The sequence below is a fragment of the Stenotrophomonas sp. YJH_SMC_110 genome (assembly GCF_059369255.1).
This window is the reverse complement of sequence record NZ_JCAFSM010000002.1, coordinates 284,856-299,514: the sequence shown is the minus strand read 5'-3', so window position 1 is coordinate 299,514 and position 14,659 is coordinate 284,856. Positions and strand designations below refer to the sequence as shown.

Genomic DNA, 14,659 nt, shown 5'->3' with positions numbered 1-14,659 from the left:
GACGTTGCGAGGCGCCGGCCAGCGGCCGGCACCCCGTCACAGGTCAACCGCGATTGACCTGCGCATAGACAGTGGAGCTCATCCCGAACAGCTTGATGAAGCCTTCAGCCTCCTCCACGCCCCAGTCGGCCGACTGCGCGTAGGTGGCGCCCTTGGTGTTGAGCAGGTGCGGCGACTTCACGGCCACCGCATCGACGCGGCCACCACGGGTTTCCAGCACCACTTCGCCGTTGACCTTGGCCTGCGAGGACTTCAGGAAGGCTTCGATGTCGGTCTTCAGCGGGTCGTGGTAGAAGCCTTCGTACACCAGCTCCACCCACTTGCGCGCCACGTCCGGCTTGAAGCGGTTCTGCTGCTTGGTCAGCACCGCATCTTCCAGCGCACGGTGTGCGGCCAGCAGCGAAACCAGGCCCGGGGCCTCGAACACGATGCGGCCCTTCAGGCCGATCACGGTGTCGCCGGTGTAGACGCCGCGGCCCACGCCGTACGGGGCGAACAGCTTGTTGAGCTGGGCCAGGATCTGGTCGCCCGGCAGCGCCTTGCCGTCCAGTTCGACGGCTTCGCCTTCAACGAACTTCAGGGTCACGGTCAGGGCCTGCTCCGGCCACTCGCTGCGCGGTGCGCACCAGCCACGCGCGCCCTCGCCCGGAGCTTCCCACCGGTCGATCTCGCCGCCGGACATGGTCAGGCCCAGCAGGTTCTCGTTGATGGTGTAGGCCTGCTGCTTGGCGCGCACGCCGAAGCCACGCTCTTCCAGGTACTTCTGCTCGTAGGCGCGGGTCTGGGTGTGTTCCTTCTGGATCTCGCGGATCGGCGCGATGATCTGGTAGTCGCCCAGCGCCTTCACGGCCAGGTCGAAGCGGACCTGGTCGTTGCCCATGCCGGTGCAACCGTGGGCGATGATGTTGGTGCCCAGCTCGGCAGCACGCTTCAGCGCGGCATCGACGATCAGGTAGCGGTCCGAGACCAGCAGCGGGTACTGGCCCTGGTAGCCTTCGCCGGCCCACACGAACGGCTTGACGAAGCCTTCCCAGATGGCCGGGCCACCGTTGACGGTGAGGTGGCTCGCCACGCCCAGTTCGGCGGCGCGCTTCTCGATGAAGTCACGCTCTTCATCATCGACGCCGCCGGTGTCGGCGAACACGGTGTGCACGTTGTAGCCGCGCTCCTGCAGGTACGGCACGCAGAAGCTGGTATCCAGGCCGCCGGAGAAGGCGAGAACGACGTCTTTGTTGCTCATGGGGGTCAGGTCCACTTGGGGGATGGGAATTCGGTAGAGCCGACCGTTGGTCGGCTGGAATATTGGATGCGCCGCTACGGGAGCAGCCGACCAACGGTCGGCTCTACCCCTTGTTCGATCTAGCGCCCGGCAACCGCCGCCATGATCGCCTTCTGCACGTGCAGGCGGTTCTCGGCTTCGTTGATGGCGATGCACTGCGGCGAATCCATCACCGCGTCGGTGGCCTTCACGTTGCGGCGCAGCGGCAGGCAGTGGCTGAACACACCATTGTTGGTCAGCGCCATCTTCCGCTCGTCCACGATGAAGTGCTTGAACTGGTCGCGGATCGGCTTCTCCGGTTCCCAGTTGCCGAAGAACGGCAGCGCGCCCCAGCTCTTGGCGTAGACCACGTCGGCGCCGGCGTAGGCGCTGTCGATGTCATGGCTGATCTTCAGCGAGCCGCCGCTCTCGGCCACGTTCTGCTCGGCCCAGCCCATGTAACGCTCGTCGAGGATGTAGTCGGCGGTCGGGCACAGCAGGGTCACGTCCATGCCCATGCGGGTGGCGATGGTCAGCGCCGAATTGGCAACGGCGGTGTTCAGCGGCTTGGGGTGGTAGGTCCAGGTCAGCACGTACTTCTTGCCACGCAGGTCCTGGGTGCCGAAGTGCTCCTGCAGGGCCATGATGTGGGCCAGCTCCTGGCACGGGTGGGTGATGGTCTCCATGTTGATGACCGGCACCGGCGAGTACCTGGCGAAGCTGTTGAGGACGATGTCCTGGCGGTCGTAGGCCCAGTCGATGAACTTGGGGAACGCACGCACGGCGATGATGTCGCAGTAACGACCCAGCACCTTGGCCACTTCAGCGATGTGCTCTTCGGTATCGCCGTCCATCACCGTGCCGAGGTTGAACTCGATCGGCCACGCATCCTTGCCCGGCTGCAGCACCACCGCGTGGGCACCGAGCTGGAACGCGCCCAGTTCGAAGCTGGTGCGGGTGCGCATGGACGGGTTGAAGAACACCAGCGCGATCGACTTGCCCTTGAGCTGGTCGCCGAGCTTGTTGCGCTTGAACAGCGCCGCCTGGGTCAACAGCGCGTCGAGATCGCTGCGGCTCCAGTCCTGGGTGTTCAGGAAGTGCTTGGGGGACATCATCTTTCCTTGCGTAGCGGCGCCGGTTTCGACGCGGTGGAAGGGAAAACAGGAATCAAAGGTGGAGCGGGAAGGTTGCAGTTGCAGCTTTCAGAAGATGCATATTTGAAGCGCGGAAACGAAAAAACCCAGCCGGCGGGCTGGGTTTTTTCGGACGAACAGCAAAAAGCTCCGGTTACCCAGCGAGGATGTGGGGTTCCGGTCGACGCGCACGCGAGGTCATGCCCGACGCCTGTCGGGCTGCGCTGCTGTCGTGCTGGAAGTCGGTGAGCTTCATGGTCAACCATCTTTGCATGCGGCCGAGGCCGGCGCAAGGGCCGGGGTCCCAGAATCAGGGATTGCTGGCCGTGCCCTGCTCCGGGCCGACCCAGGGCGTGATCGACACCCGGATCTTGAGCCGGTTGCCGGGGTCTTCCGGCAGCCGCGAACGGTACTTGGTGCCCTTGTAGACGTAATCCACGTCGTAGGCGATGGGCCGGCGGAATTCACGCCCCACCGGCACGATGCGGCAGTCGCGGGTCAGCATCGGGCCAGTGTTGGCCGGTGCCGGGGCCGGCGTCTCGGCTCCGGGCTCCTCAACGGCCTCTTCGTCGCTGCGCTTGAACATCGAGCGCACCGAGTCCCAGAAGCGGCTGATCCGGCCCTTGTCCTCGACCGGCTCCTCGCCGGTCACGTTCACCGGGGCCAGGGTCCGGGTCGACACCGGCTCGCAGTGCTCCTCGGTGCGGGTCGCGCGCAGGGTCTGGAACACCGGCTCCACGTTCAGCACCTGGGCGTAGTCGAACTTCACGTTCTCAACGATCACCACCCGGTTGCGGGGCTCGGCCTCCTGCGCCAGCACCACGGCGGGCAGCGCCGACAGGCAGGCCAGGGTCAGCAACGCGGTGGATTTCATTGGCGACGGGAGCAAGGACACGGCAATAGTGTAGGCAGTGGCGAGCGCAAGGGGCTGAACATTACCCGTCCACGCCGCTCCTGCCCACCCCACCCCGGGTGGCCCCGGCGTCCACCGGTGGCAACGGGTGCCCCCAAAGGGGGCCGACACGTTCTAAAATCACAGGCTTGTCCCCCAGCCACAGCCCCATGACCCTGCGCCTGCACAACAACCTGACTCGCCAGCTCGAACCGTTCACCCCGCTCGATCCGGCCTGTCCGACCCTGTATGTGTGCGGCCCGACGGTCTACAACTACGTGCACATCGGCAACGCCCGTGGCCCGGTGGTGTTCGGGGTGCTGGCCGACCTGCTGCGGCGCCGTTTCGGTGGCCTGCGCTACGCGCGCAACATCACCGACGTGGACGACAAGATCAACACCGCCGCGCGCGAGCAGGGCGTACCGATCAGCACCATCACCGACAGGTTCGCCGCCGCCTACCGTGAGGACATGGCCGCGCTGGGCGTGGTGCCGCCGGACATCGAGCCGGAGGTGACCGCGCACATTCCGCAGATCATCACCATGATCGAGCAGCTGATCGCCAACGGGCATGCCTACGCTGCCGAAGGCCACGTGCTGTTCGCGGTGGCCAGCTTCGATGGCTACGGCAAGCTCTCGCGCCGCGATCCGGACGAAATGCTGGCCGGCGCCCGTGTCGACGTGGCCCCGTACAAGCGTGATCCGGGTGATTTCGTGCTGTGGAAGCCGTCCAGCGACGACCTGCCCGGCTGGGCGTCGCCCTGGGGCCGTGGCCGCCCGGGCTGGCACATCGAGTGCTCGGCAATGGCCGCCGCCCACCTGGGCGAGACCATCGACATCCATGCCGGCGGCGTCGACCTGCAGTTCCCGCACCACGAGAACGAGCTTGCGCAGAGCGAGTGCGCCCACGGCGGCAAGATCTTCGCCCGCTTCTGGCTGCACAACGGCATGCTCAACTTCGGCGGCGCCAAGATGAGCAAGTCGCTGGGTAACATCGAGCGCGTGCACGACCTGGTGCGCCAGCACCCGCCGGAAGCACTGCGCCTGGCCCTGCTGTCGGCCCACTACCGGCAACCGCTGGACTGGTCCGATGGCCTGATCGAACAGTCGGTGCGCACCCTGGACCGCCTGTACGGCACCTTGCGCGAACTGGCTCCAGTCGAGGCGGTCGTTGCGATCCCGGCCACGGTCGAAGCGACCCTGGATGACGATCTGAACACCCCGCAGGCACTGGCCGAAGTGGCCCGCATCGCCGCCGATGCGCGTCGTGCCACCGATCCGGCCGAGCAGGCGCGCCTGAAGGGTGAACTGCTCGGCGCCGGACTGGCACTGGGCCTGCTGCAGGCCGATCCAGCGCAGTGGTTCGGCACTGCGGCCAGCGACGGCGGCGACGATGCCCGCATCCAGGGCCTGATCGATGAGCGTGCCGCTGCCAAGAAGGCGCGCGACTTCGCCCGTTCCGACGCCATCCGCGACCAGCTGGCCGCCGAAGGCATCGTGCTGGAAGACACCCCGCAGGGCGTGCGCTGGTCGCGCAAGCGCGGCTGACCCGCCCTGCCCCGTGGCCGGTACGCCGGCCACGCCCCCACCGTAGAGACTGTTGTGATCGACTCCCCGTTCCCGCTTGAACCCACCGCCGCCGAGGCACAGGCCGCCATCGCCGAGGAATTCGGCTTCTTCGGCGACTGGTCCGAGCGTTACCAGTACCTGATCGACCTCGGCCGCAAGCTGCCGGCCTTCCCGGAAGAATGGAAGACCGAAGAGCATCGCCTGCTCGGCTGCCAGTCGATGGTCTGGATCGTGCCCGAAGGCAACGCGCAGTCGCTGCGCTTCCATGCCATCAGTGATTCGGCGATTGTCTCCGGCCTGATCTTCCTGGCCCTGCGTGTGTACTCCGGGCGCTCGGCGCAGGAGATCCTGGCTACCGAGCCGAGCTACATCCAGGACATCGGCCTGGCCCGCCACCTCTCGCCGACCCGCAGCAACGGCGTGGCGGCGATGCTGGCCTTCATCCGCGAGACCGCGCAGGCCCAGCTGCAGCGCGACCCGTCGTGAGCGAGCCTGCCACAGCCGAAGACAGCGCGCTGGGCCTGCTGTCCCGGCCCGGTTTCGCCAGGCTGCTGGCGTACCGCATCTTCGCGATGCTGTCCTACCAGGTGGTCGCGGTCACCGTCGGCTGGCACATCTACGAAGTCACCCGCAATCCGTTCTCGCTGGGCCTGATCGGCCTGGCCGAGGTGCTGCCGTTCTTCTGCGTGGCGCCGTTCGCCGGTTACCTGGTGGATCACCTGCCGCGCCGCCGCCTGGGCATGGTCGCCTGTTGCGGACTGATCGCCACCGCACTGGTATTGACCAGCGTGGCCATGGGCTGGCTGCCGATCGGCGTGTGGCCGATCTACGCAGCCATTGCGCTGACCGGCATGGTCCGCGCCTTCCTGTCGCCGATCTACAACGCCCTGTTCGCCCGCGTACTGGCCCGTGACCAGTTCGCGCGTGGCGCCGGCCTGGGCGCGGTGGTATTCCAAGCCGGCATGATCGCCGGCCCGGCACTGGGCGGCGTGCTGGTCGGCTTCGGTGGCAAGGGCCTGTCCTACGCGGTGGCCACCGCCTTCGCGCTGGTGGCGATGGCCTGTCTGGCCACGCTGAAAGTGGAGGAGCCGGTGCACACCGGCCCTGCCGCGCCGATCTTCAAGAGCATCGCCGAAGGCGCGCGCTTCGTGGTCGGCAACCGGATCATGGTCGGCGCGATGGCGCTGGACATGTTCTCGGTGCTGCTGGGCGGCGTGGTGGCGATGCTGCCGGCGTTCCTGCACGAAATCCTGCACCACGGCCCGGAAGGCCTGGGCATCCTGCGCGCGATGCCGGCGCTGGGCTCGGTGTGCGTGGGCCTGTGGCTGGCCCGCCACCCGCTGCACCGCAATGCCGGCCGCGTGCTGCTGTTCGCGGTGGCCGGCTTCGGCCTGTGCGTGATCAGCTTCGGGCTGTCGCAGCACTTCTGGCTGTCGGCGCTGATCCTGCTGTTCTACGGCGCGTTCGATGGCGTCTCGGTGGTGATCCGCTCGACCATCCTGCAGCTGGCCACGCCGGAAGAAATGCGCGGTCGCGTATCGTCGATCAACGGCATCTTCATCAGTTCGTCCAACGAGCTGGGCGCGTTCTATGCCGGCACGATGGCGAAGCTGCTCGGCCTGGTACCGGCCGTGGTGCTGGGCGGGTTCGCGGTGCTGAGCGTGGCCGGGATCACCGCGTGGAAGAACCCGACGCTGCGGAAGTTGAATCTTCGCGACCTGCAGTGAGCCTGTAGAGCCGAGCCCATGCTCGGCTGCGTATTTCCGTGCGCCCACGCGCCGGGCCATGCCCGGCGGGCTCTTTCCGCGACCGCGGTGGGGTGTCACGTTTCTTTTCGCGCGAAAAGAAAAGTAACCAAAGAAACACGCCGCCATCCGCGAGCCGGCGCTGCGCGCCGGTGCCCTGTGCTCCTCGGTGAATCAGGGGACGACGCAGAGAGCCAGCCGACCAGCAGTCGGCTCTACAGGATAGAGCCGCCTCTTCGCCCCTGATTCCCCTGCGGTGCTCGGCTCGCTACAAGGCGGACTCAACAGCCGCGAGCGCACGCATGACCGCTCCTGATAGAGCCAAGCCATGCTTGGCTGCCTTTGCTTTTGCTTTTGCTCTTCCTTGCCCTCCGGCTTCGGCCTGAGCCGAGCGTGGGCTCGGCTCTACATCGGACCCACCCGCAGGCTCCACCCGATACCCGGAAGGCGCTCTACACAGCCAACTCGAACCCAACAAAAAACCCGGCCGAAGCCGGGTTTTCTGCATGACCAGACAACGATCAGGAATCAGTCGCCCTGCTGCTTCTGCAGATGCTCCCAACGCTCCTGGGCATCGATGGTGCGCTCGGCGGTCAGGCGCGCCTCCAGGCGCTCCAGGCCGATTTCTTCGCCGGTGTCGACGCAGTAACCGTAGTCGCCCGCTTCCAGGCGCTTCAGGGTGCTGTCGATCTTGCCGATCAGCTTGCGGTAGCGGTCGCGGGTACGCAGTTCCAGCGAGTTCTCGGTTTCGCGGGTCGCGCGCTCGGCTTCGTCGCCGATGTCACGCACTTCCTCGCGCAGGTTCTCGATGGTCTGCTTGGACTCTTCCACCAGGTCCGCGCGCCAGTTCTGCAGGCGCTGGCGGAAATACTCCTGCTGCAGCGGGCTCATGTATTCCTCTTCCGAGGACGGCTTGTAGCCAGCCGGCAGGATCGGGCGGCCGGTGGCCTCGTCGGTCTTGTATTCGACCACCTTGTACTTGCTGCGCGGGGCCGGTGCTGCCGAGCGGGCGGCGACGGCCACGGCAACCTTGCCGACAGGGCGCGACACGGTCTTCGGGGCGGAATCGGATTTCACGGCGGTTTTGGCAGGCGATTTCGAAACGGGCACGGGATTCTTGGATTGCGGGGCCTTCGAAGCGGCAGGAGCGGCGGCCGGGGCCGGCTTGGGGGCCGGTTGGGCTGCTGCCACTGCCACGGTCTTGGCCGGGACAGGCTTGGCCGGAGCCGGCTTGGCAGCAGGCTTCGGTGCGGACTTCACTACTGGGGCCGGGGCCGGCTTTACGGCCGGTGCGGCAACATTCTTGGCAACCTTCTTTGCAGCGGCAGGCGTGGCGACCGGCTTGGCCGCAGCGACCTTCTTTGCCGCCGGCTTGGCGACCGGCTTGGCTGCAGCCTTCTTCACCACCGCCTTCGGCGCCGGCTTGGCTGCTGCCTTCTTGACCACCGGCTTGGCGACGGTCTTCTTCACCGGCGCAGCCTTGCTGACGGCCTTTTTCACCGGCGCCTTCTTGCTGGCAGCGGCTGGCTTGGCCTTGGCGGGCGCAGCGGCTTTCTTCGCCACCGGCTTGGTTGCCTTGACCGGCGTTTTCTTTGCGGTGGCCTTCCTGACCGCCGGTTGCGAGGACGCTGCCTTGGTCGCCGGCTTGCTCGCCGGCTTCTTGGCAACGGGCTTTGCCGCCAACTTCTTCACAACAGGCTTGGCGGTTTTCTTGGCGGCCGTTGCGGCCTTCTTTGCAGTTTTTTTAGCAGCCACGAAACGCTCTTCCTTGGATTCCCCGGGGCCCGGGAAAGCGGGCCTTTATAGCCTACCCGACCCGCAGCAGCAACCTCGGCACCCTGCTCCATTCAGTCCTGGAGCCAAGGCGCCCAATGGGCAGTCCGACGAACACGGACCGCCTTGCGCGGTACGGAACCTGGCCAGCACCCGACGGTGCTGGTACCGGTCGCAGGCCATCGGCGACATGCGACCAACGGCCCATCCTGCACAAATGCGGCCTTCATGCCAACTGGCATAAGATGACTGGGTGATCTCGCGCCTGCTCATCGCCCTGCTGCGCTTCTACAAGCGCTTCATCAGCCCCTTGCTGGGGCCCCGCTGCCGTTTCGTGCCGAGCTGTTCTGAATACGCGATGGACGCGATCTCGCGGCACGGCCCGCTGCGCGGCAGCTGGCTGGCTGCGCGCAGGCTGGGCCGCTGCCACCCGTTCCATCCCGGCGGCTTCGACCCCGTGCCCGAGTCCCCCAACGCCCCCTCTTGCCGTTGCACAGGAAAACATTGACATGTCCTCCACCCTCATCACCAATGCCCGCATGGTCAACGAAGGCCGCACCTTCGACGGCGACCTGCGCATCGAGAACGGCCGCATCGCGCAGATCGGCAACGGGCTGGCGCCGCGCGACGGCGAGCAGGTGGTGGACGCGGCCGGGCGCTGGCTGCTCCCGGGCATGATCGATGACCAGGTGCACTTCCGCGAACCGGGCCTGACCCACAAGGGCGACATCGCCAGCGAATCGGCGGCGGCCGTGGCCGGTGGCCTGACCAGCTTCATGGACATGCCCAACACCAACCCGCCGACGCTGGATTCGACCATCCTGGAAGCCAAGTACGAACTCGCGCGCGGCCGCGCCTGGGCCAACTACGGCTTCTACCACGGCGCCAGCAATGACAACCTGGACGCCATCCGTGCGCTGGACCCGAAGAAGGCGCCGGGCGTGAAGGTGTTCATGGGTGCTTCGACCGGCAACATGCTGGTCGACAACCCCGAAACGCTGGACGCGATCTTCCGCGAATGCCCGACCCCGATCATCACGCACTGCGAAGACACGCCGATGATCGATGCCAACCTGAAGGCCTTCCAGGAAAAGTACGGCGATGCGCTGACCCCGGACATGCACCCGGACATCCGCTCGCGCGAAGCCTGCATCAAGTCGACCCGCCTGGCGATGTCGCTGGCGCGCAAACACGGCACCCGCCTGCACGTGCTGCACATCTCCACCGCCGATGAACTGGCGCTGTTCGAGAAGGGCCCGCTGATCCGCGCCGATGGCAGCCGCAAGCAGATCACCGCTGAAACCTGCGTGCACTTCCTGCACTTCGCGCGCCCGGACTATGCGACCAAGGGCAACCTGATCAAGTGCAACCCGGCCATCAAGGAAGTGTCCGACCGCGAGGCGATCACCGCTGCGCTGGCCGACGACGTGCTGGACGTGCTGGCTACCGACCACGCGCCGCACACCTGGGAAGAGAAGCAGAAGCCCTACGCGCAGGCCCCCTCCGGCCTGCCACTGGTGCAGTACGCGCTGGTGGCCGCGCTGGAGCGCGTGCACGAAGGCAAGCTGACCCGCGAGCAGGTGGTGCAGAAGTTCGCCCACGCCCCGGCGCAGCTGTTCGACGTGGAAGAACGTGGTTTCCTGCGCGAAGGCTACTTCGCCGATCTGGTCCTGGTCGAAGACGTGCCGTTCACGGTCAAGCGCGAGGACGTGCTGTCCAAGTGCGGCTGGTCGCCGTTTGAGGGCACCACCTTCCGTTCGCGCGTCGCCTCCACCTGGGTCAACGGCCAGCTGGTGTGGGACGGCAGCAACCTGGTGGGCGAACCCGCCGGCCAGCGCATGACCTACGACCGCTGATGCGCTCGGCACTTCTGATCGGGTCGCTGCTGGCCGCGCCCCTGTTTTCCGTACCCGCGGCGCAGGCGCAGGATGGCATTGGCAGCCTGATCGACAGCCGCGTGGTGTTCCCGACCAGTGCATCGCAGGGCGCACTGGTGATCGGCAAGGTTCCCGCCGGCAGCCGCGTGCAGTACGCCGGTCGCCAGCTGCGGGTGAGCGGCTACGGCAGCGTGGTGTTCGGCATCGGCCGTGACGAGAAGGGCCCGCTGCGCGTGCAGGTGCAGCGCCCCGATGGTGGCAGCGAGACCGCGACCATTGCGGTGACGCCGCGCGACTGGCCCACAGAGCGGGTCAATGGTGTGCCGCCGAAGACGGTCAACCCGCCGCCGGCAATTGCCGAGCGGATCAAGCGCGAGCAGGCGCAGGTGACTGCCGCGCGTGCCCGCGATGACGACCGTACCGACTTCACCCAGACCTTCATCTGGCCGGTGCAGGGCCGCATCAGCGGCCGCTTCGGCAATGCGCGCGTGTACAACGGCCAGCCCGGTGCCGGTCATTCCGGCATGGACATCGCGGTGCCGACCGGCACGCCGGTGAAAGCACCGGCCGCCGGCATCGTCACCTTCGCCGGCCCGGACCTGTACCTGACCGGCGGCACGTTGCTGCTCGACCACGGCTTCGGGGTCAGCTCCAACTTCCTGCACCTCTCGCGCATCGACGTAAAGGTCGGCGACCGGGTTGAACAGGGCCAGGTGATCGCTGCGGTCGGCGCCACCGGCCGTGCCACCGGCCCGCACCTGCACTGGGGCATGAACTGGTTCGAGACCCGTATCGACCCGCTGCTGGTGCTGGAGCGCAAGTAACGGTAGTGCCGGCCGCTGGCCGGCAACCTCATCCTCTTCCGCGCCCTGCTGGATGCCGGCCAGCGGCCGGCACTACCAGGTACGTTGGATCAACCGCGCGCGGCCCACCACACGCGCAGCAGGGTGCGCACCGGGGTGGCCTCGATCGGCTTGCCTGCGGCCTGTGCCGCCACCCGCGCACGCGCCAGGCTGGACCACACACGGCGCGGGCGCGGGCCGGGCACGCGGGTGCCCCACCCCTTCAACAGATGCTGCGCCCAGCGCTGTGCGGCATTGCTGGCGTCCTCGTCCAGCAGGCTGCGCGGCACACCCGCCACGCCAGCGTCCTGCAGGCGCTGCGCCAGGGTCTGCAGCTGCACCGCACGACCGGCGCCGGTGCGCGGCTTGTCAGCGAACAAGGCCGCCTCCACCGCGGCTACGGCCTCGGCGTAGTTCGCCAGCGCGCGCCCGGCGCCGGCCGCATCCAGCGCGACCGTGCGCGCTTCAACCAGATCTGGAAGTGCTTCGGCCAACTGGGCCCACGGTGCACGCACCGGCTCCAGCAGCCTGCCCAGCGGATGGCGCGAGCGATGTCCCGCCCAGCTGCGCAGCTCCTCGCCCCACCACGCCAGCTTGGCGTCGGCCGGCAGCGGATCGCCGCTGGTGTTGAGCATGTCGTCGAACTCCTGCAGCAGCGCGAACCACGCCACTGCAAGCTCGCGTTGCGATTCGGCCACGAACGGGGCGGCCACTGACCATTCCGGCCAACGGCTGCGCCACTTGTCGAGGAAACTGTCCAGCGCGGTACTGCTCACTACACCATTCCTTACGGCTGGGCCGGGGCTGCCGGCCGGGTCGGCCAGAGACTGGCCAGTTGCAGAAGTTCAGCGTTCTCGACCAGCACGTCGGCCTGCCAGGCCAGCGGATCGTCGTTGTGCAGGCGGTAGCCCCACAGGGCTGCCACCGACGGCATGGCCGCGGCCCGCGCGGCGATGATGTCGCGCTCGTCGTCACCCAGGTACACACAGTCTTCGGCGGCAACGCCAATGGCCTGCGCAGCGTGCAGCAGCGGCAGCGGGTGAGGTTTGCGCTCGGCCAGGCTGTCACCGCCGACCAGCACTGCACAGCGCTGCTGCCAGCCGTGCTGCGGCAGGATCAGCCGCGCCAGGTACTCGGGCTTGTTGGTGACGATGCCCCACACGGTGCCGGCGTCATCCAGCGCGGCAAGCATGCCGGCCACGCCATCGAACAGCACCGCGTGCTGGCCGATCAGCGCTTCGTAGCGCTGCAGGAATTCCGGAATCAGTGCATCTCGCGCAGCGGCATCCAGGTCCGGGAAAGCGGCCCCGACCATCGCGCGCGAGCCCTTGGAGACCACCGGGCGCAGCACCGCCGGATCGATGGGCGCACGACCACGCTCGGCCAGCATCGCGTTGCAGGTGGCGACGAAGTCCGGCGCGCTGTCCAGCAGGGTGCCGTCCAGGTCGAACAGCACCGCACGCGGGAAGCGGGCGGCGGTCATGCCGGCTTGACCGCGTAGGCCAGGTAGTTGATGTCGGTGCGGCTGCTCAGGCGGGCATGGTTGCGCCACGGCTCGTAGGCCATGCCGCTGACATCCACCAGCTGCAGGTCGGCCTCGCGCAGCCAGCGCGCCAGCTCGGCCGGCTTGATGAATTCCTGGTAGTGGTGCGTGCCCTTGGGCAGCAGGCGCGCCACGTACTCGGCGCCGACGATCGCCACCGCGAACGCGGCGGCGGTGCGGTTGATGGTCGACAGGAACAGGTGGCCGCCCGGCTTCAGCAGGCGCTTGCAGGCCTCGATGATCGCGCCCGGGTCCGGCACGTGCTCCAGCATTTCCATGCAGGTGACCACGTCGAAGCTGCCCGGCTGCTCGGCGGCCAGATCCTCGGCCGCCTGCACCCGGTAATCGACCTGGGCGCCGCTTTCCAGCGCATGCAGGCGCGCGACCTTGACCAGCTCCGGGGCCAGGTCGATGGCGGTGACGTCAGCACCGGCCTGGGCCAGCGCTTCGCTCAACAGGCCGCCACCGCAGCCGATGTCGAGCACGCGGGCGCCGCGCAGCGGCACGCGGTCAGCCACGTACTGCAGGCGCACCGGATTCAGCGCATGCAGCGGCTTCTGCGGGCCGTCAGCGTCCCACCAGCGGTTGGCCAGCGCAGCGAACTTGTCCAGCTCGGCCTGATCGAAATTTGAGGAAGCGTGGGGGGCAGTCATGGGGGATGTCCTTGCGGCGCCAGGGTTCAGGCGCGGATATGGCGGATGCGCTCGCGCCACTGGCGCGCGTTGGCGATGATGCCCGGCAGGTCCATGCCGACCAGCTCGCGCTGCACCAGCTTCGGCTTGCCGGCGATCCAGACATCGCTGACCTGCTGGCGGCCGGTGGCGTACACCAGCTGCGACAGCACGTTGTGCAGCGGCTGTGTTTCCAGCGCGGACAGATCAACGCAGACCAGGTCGGCCTGCTTGCCGACTTCGATCGAGCCGATGCGGTCGCCGAAGCCCAGCGCGCGTGCGCCACCCAGCGTGGACGCGCGCAGCGTGGTTGCCGCGTCCAGTGCAGTGGCGTCGTCGGCCACGGCCTTGGCCAGGATCGCCGCGGTGCGGTTCTCGCTGAACATGTCCAGGTCGTTGTTGCTGGCGCAGCCATCGGTACCGATTGCCAGGTTCACGCCTGCGCGCTGCAGGGCGCAGGCCGGGCAGAAACCGGAGGCCAGCTTCAGGTTGGATTCCGGGCAATGCACCACGCTGACGCCACGTTCGGCGCACAGGTGGATTTCCGCATCGGTCAGCTGGGTCATGTGCACCGCGATCAGGCGGTCGTTGACCAGGCCGAGCCGATCCAGCCGCGCCAGCGGGCGCTGGCCGTGCAGCCTGATCGAATCGTTGATTTCCTGCGCGGTCTCGTGGGTGTGCAGGTGCACCTGCATGTCGAGCTGGTCGGACAGCATCCGTACCCGCTCGAAGTTGGCATCATTGACCGTGTAAGGCGCATGCGGCGCGAACGCGGTGCCGATCAGCGGATCGGTGCGCCACTGGTCGTGCAGTTCGCCGGCCTTGGCGAAGTACTCGTCGTCGGTCTTGGCCCAGGCGGTGGGGAAATCGATGATGACCGCGCCCACCAGCGCGCGGAAACCGTGTTTCTTGTAGACCGCGGCCTGCACGTCGCCGAAGAAGTAGTTCTCGTTGGCGCAGGTGGTGCCGCCGCGCAGCATCTCGGCGATGGCCAGGGTGGTACCGTCGGCAACGAATTCGGGGCCGATCACCGCCGCTTCCACCGGCCAGATGTGCTGCTGCAGCCAGGTCATCAGCGGCAGGTCGTCGGCAACGCCGCGCAGCAGGGTCATCGGGTTGTGCGTGTGCGCGTTGACCAGGCCCGGCATCAGCGCAGCCTCGGGTCGGCTCACCACCTGGGTGGCGCGGAAGCGTGCGCGCGCCTCGGCACGCGGCAGGATGGCCACGATCTCGCTGCCACGCACGGCAACGGCATGGTCTTCCAGCACCACCGCATGCGGCTCGATCGGAACGACGTAACCGGCTTCGATGAGCAGGTCGCAGGCTTCGGGGAGGTGCGGGCTATCGCTCATGCGGG

At 67.5% G+C, this 14,659-nt stretch carries 14 protein-coding genes; 6 read left to right on the top strand and 8 right to left on the bottom strand.

The genetic code is table 11. The features are described from left to right. Positions 1 to 43: 43 nt before the first annotated feature. From AC5P6H_RS06030 to AC5P6H_RS06020, 3 genes are all read right to left on the bottom strand, one after another. Positions 44 to 1,240 (bottom strand): argininosuccinate synthase, encoded by a 1,197-nt coding sequence (locus AC5P6H_RS06030; protein ID WP_014647787.1) that lies wholly within the window; start codon positions 1,238 to 1,240, stop codon positions 44 to 46. 119 nt (positions 1,241 to 1,359) lie between these two features. Continuing rightward, a complete protein-coding gene (locus tag AC5P6H_RS06025; RefSeq protein WP_014647788.1) occupies positions 1,360 to 2,370 on the bottom strand; it encodes an N-acetylornithine carbamoyltransferase in 1,011 nt (336 codons plus the stop codon). Between the two features lie 331 nt (positions 2,371 to 2,701). Next, positions 2,702 to 3,265: a glycine zipper 2TM domain-containing protein gene (locus AC5P6H_RS06020; RefSeq protein WP_014647790.1), complete on the bottom strand. Its 564-nt coding sequence runs from the start codon at positions 3,263 to 3,265 to the stop codon at positions 2,702 to 2,704. Between the two features lie 188 nt (positions 3,266 to 3,453). Between AC5P6H_RS06020 and cysS the strand changes: the two genes are divergently transcribed. From cysS to AC5P6H_RS06005, 3 genes are read left to right on the top strand one after another with little or no spacing between them, the layout of a single operon-like run. Further along, positions 3,454 to 4,830 carry a cysteine--tRNA ligase gene (gene cysS / locus AC5P6H_RS06015; RefSeq protein ID WP_495202387.1) on the top strand — a complete coding sequence of 459 codons (1,377 nt, stop codon included), beginning with the start codon at positions 3,454 to 3,456 and terminating at the stop codon, positions 4,828 to 4,830. Between the two features lie 54 nt (positions 4,831 to 4,884). Further along, the gene (locus AC5P6H_RS06010; RefSeq protein ID WP_032956126.1) at positions 4,885 to 5,337 is read left to right on the top strand and encodes a SufE family protein; all 453 of its coding nucleotides are present in this window, start codon (positions 4,885 to 4,887) and stop codon (positions 5,335 to 5,337) included. Beyond that, the gene (locus AC5P6H_RS06005) at positions 5,334 to 6,578 is read left to right on the top strand and encodes an MFS transporter (RefSeq protein ID WP_197605040.1); all 1,245 of its coding nucleotides are present in this window, start codon (positions 5,334 to 5,336) and stop codon (positions 6,576 to 6,578) included. Before AC5P6H_RS06010 ends, AC5P6H_RS06005 begins: the two co-directional genes overlap by 4 nt. A gap of 546 nt (positions 6,579 to 7,124) precedes the next feature. Here AC5P6H_RS06005 and dksA read toward each other — a convergent pair. Further along, complete coding sequence (gene dksA, locus AC5P6H_RS06000; protein WP_346601302.1) at positions 7,125 to 8,351, bottom strand: RNA polymerase-binding protein DksA; 1,227 nt, start codon at positions 8,349 to 8,351, stop codon at positions 7,125 to 7,127. A 271-nt stretch (positions 8,352 to 8,622) separates the two neighbouring features. Here dksA and yidD point away from each other — a divergent pair, with 271 nt between their 5' ends. Genes yidD through AC5P6H_RS05985 form a run of 3 tightly spaced genes read left to right on the top strand, consistent with a single transcriptional unit; the run spans position 8,623 to position 11,070 of the window. Then, positions 8,623 to 8,877 carry a membrane protein insertion efficiency factor YidD gene (gene yidD, locus AC5P6H_RS05995; protein WP_014037867.1) on the top strand — a complete coding sequence of 85 codons (255 nt, stop codon included), beginning with the start codon at positions 8,623 to 8,625 and terminating at the stop codon, positions 8,875 to 8,877. A gap of 1 nt (position 8,878) precedes the next feature. Then, positions 8,879 to 10,225, top strand: coding sequence for a dihydroorotase (locus tag AC5P6H_RS05990; protein ID WP_014647796.1), 1,347 nt, complete (start codon positions 8,879 to 8,881; stop codon positions 10,223 to 10,225). Further along, the gene (locus AC5P6H_RS05985; RefSeq protein WP_153643659.1) at positions 10,225 to 11,070 is read left to right on the top strand and encodes a M23 family metallopeptidase; all 846 of its coding nucleotides are present in this window, start codon (positions 10,225 to 10,227) and stop codon (positions 11,068 to 11,070) included. Before AC5P6H_RS05990 ends, AC5P6H_RS05985 begins: the two co-directional genes overlap by 1 nt. Positions 11,071 to 11,159: 89 nt before the next feature. On the opposite strand, the gene AC5P6H_RS05980 is transcribed toward AC5P6H_RS05985, so the two are convergent. The 4 genes from AC5P6H_RS05980 to AC5P6H_RS05965 are packed head-to-tail and all read right to left on the bottom strand — an operon-like array spanning position 11,160 to position 14,654. Next, on the bottom strand, positions 11,160 to 11,864 hold the full coding sequence (locus tag AC5P6H_RS05980) for a squalene/phytoene synthase family protein (RefSeq protein WP_014647798.1): 705 nt from the start codon (positions 11,862 to 11,864) through the stop codon (positions 11,160 to 11,162). Positions 11,865 to 11,875: 11 nt separating this feature from the next. After that, positions 11,876 to 12,571 (bottom strand): phosphoglycolate phosphatase, encoded by a 696-nt coding sequence (locus AC5P6H_RS05975; protein WP_346601303.1) that lies wholly within the window; start codon positions 12,569 to 12,571, stop codon positions 11,876 to 11,878. Further along, positions 12,568 to 13,284, bottom strand: coding sequence for a bifunctional 2-polyprenyl-6-hydroxyphenol methylase/3-demethylubiquinol 3-O-methyltransferase UbiG (ubiG, locus tag AC5P6H_RS05970; protein ID WP_014647800.1), 717 nt, complete (start codon positions 13,282 to 13,284; stop codon positions 12,568 to 12,570). Before ubiG ends, AC5P6H_RS05975 begins: the two co-directional genes overlap by 4 nt. A 26-nt stretch (positions 13,285 to 13,310) precedes the next feature. Continuing rightward, positions 13,311 to 14,654, bottom strand: coding sequence for a TRZ/ATZ family hydrolase (locus AC5P6H_RS05965; RefSeq protein WP_014647801.1), 1,344 nt, complete (start codon positions 14,652 to 14,654; stop codon positions 13,311 to 13,313). Between the last annotated feature and the right edge of the window lie 5 nt (positions 14,655 to 14,659).

Bases quoted from the DNA above. Each gene is read 5' to 3' on its own strand.
- AC5P6H_RS05965 (WP_014647801.1), bottom strand. From the start codon at position 14,654: ATGAGCGATAGCCCGCACCTCCCCGAAGCCTGCGACCTGCTCATCGAA.
- AC5P6H_RS05985 (WP_153643659.1), top strand. From the start codon at position 10,225: ATGCGCTCGGCACTTCTGATCGGGTCGCTGCTGGCCGCGCCCCTGTTT.
- AC5P6H_RS05975 (WP_346601303.1), bottom strand. From the start codon at position 12,571: ATGACCGCCGCCCGCTTCCCGCGTGCGGTGCTGTTCGACCTGGACGGC.
- AC5P6H_RS05990 (WP_014647796.1), top strand. From the start codon at position 8,879: ATGTCCTCCACCCTCATCACCAATGCCCGCATGGTCAACGAAGGCCGC.
- cysS (WP_495202387.1), top strand. From the start codon at position 3,454: ATGACCCTGCGCCTGCACAACAACCTGACTCGCCAGCTCGAACCGTTC.
- ubiG (WP_014647800.1), bottom strand. From the start codon at position 13,284: ATGACTGCCCCCCACGCTTCCTCAAATTTCGATCAGGCCGAGCTGGAC.
- AC5P6H_RS06030 (WP_014647787.1), bottom strand. From the start codon at position 1,240: ATGAGCAACAAAGACGTCGTTCTCGCCTTCTCCGGCGGCCTGGATACC.
- AC5P6H_RS06020 (WP_014647790.1), bottom strand. From the start codon at position 3,265: ATGAAATCCACCGCGTTGCTGACCCTGGCCTGCCTGTCGGCGCTGCCC.
- AC5P6H_RS06025 (WP_014647788.1), bottom strand. From the start codon at position 2,370: ATGTCCCCCAAGCACTTCCTGAACACCCAGGACTGGAGCCGCAGCGAT.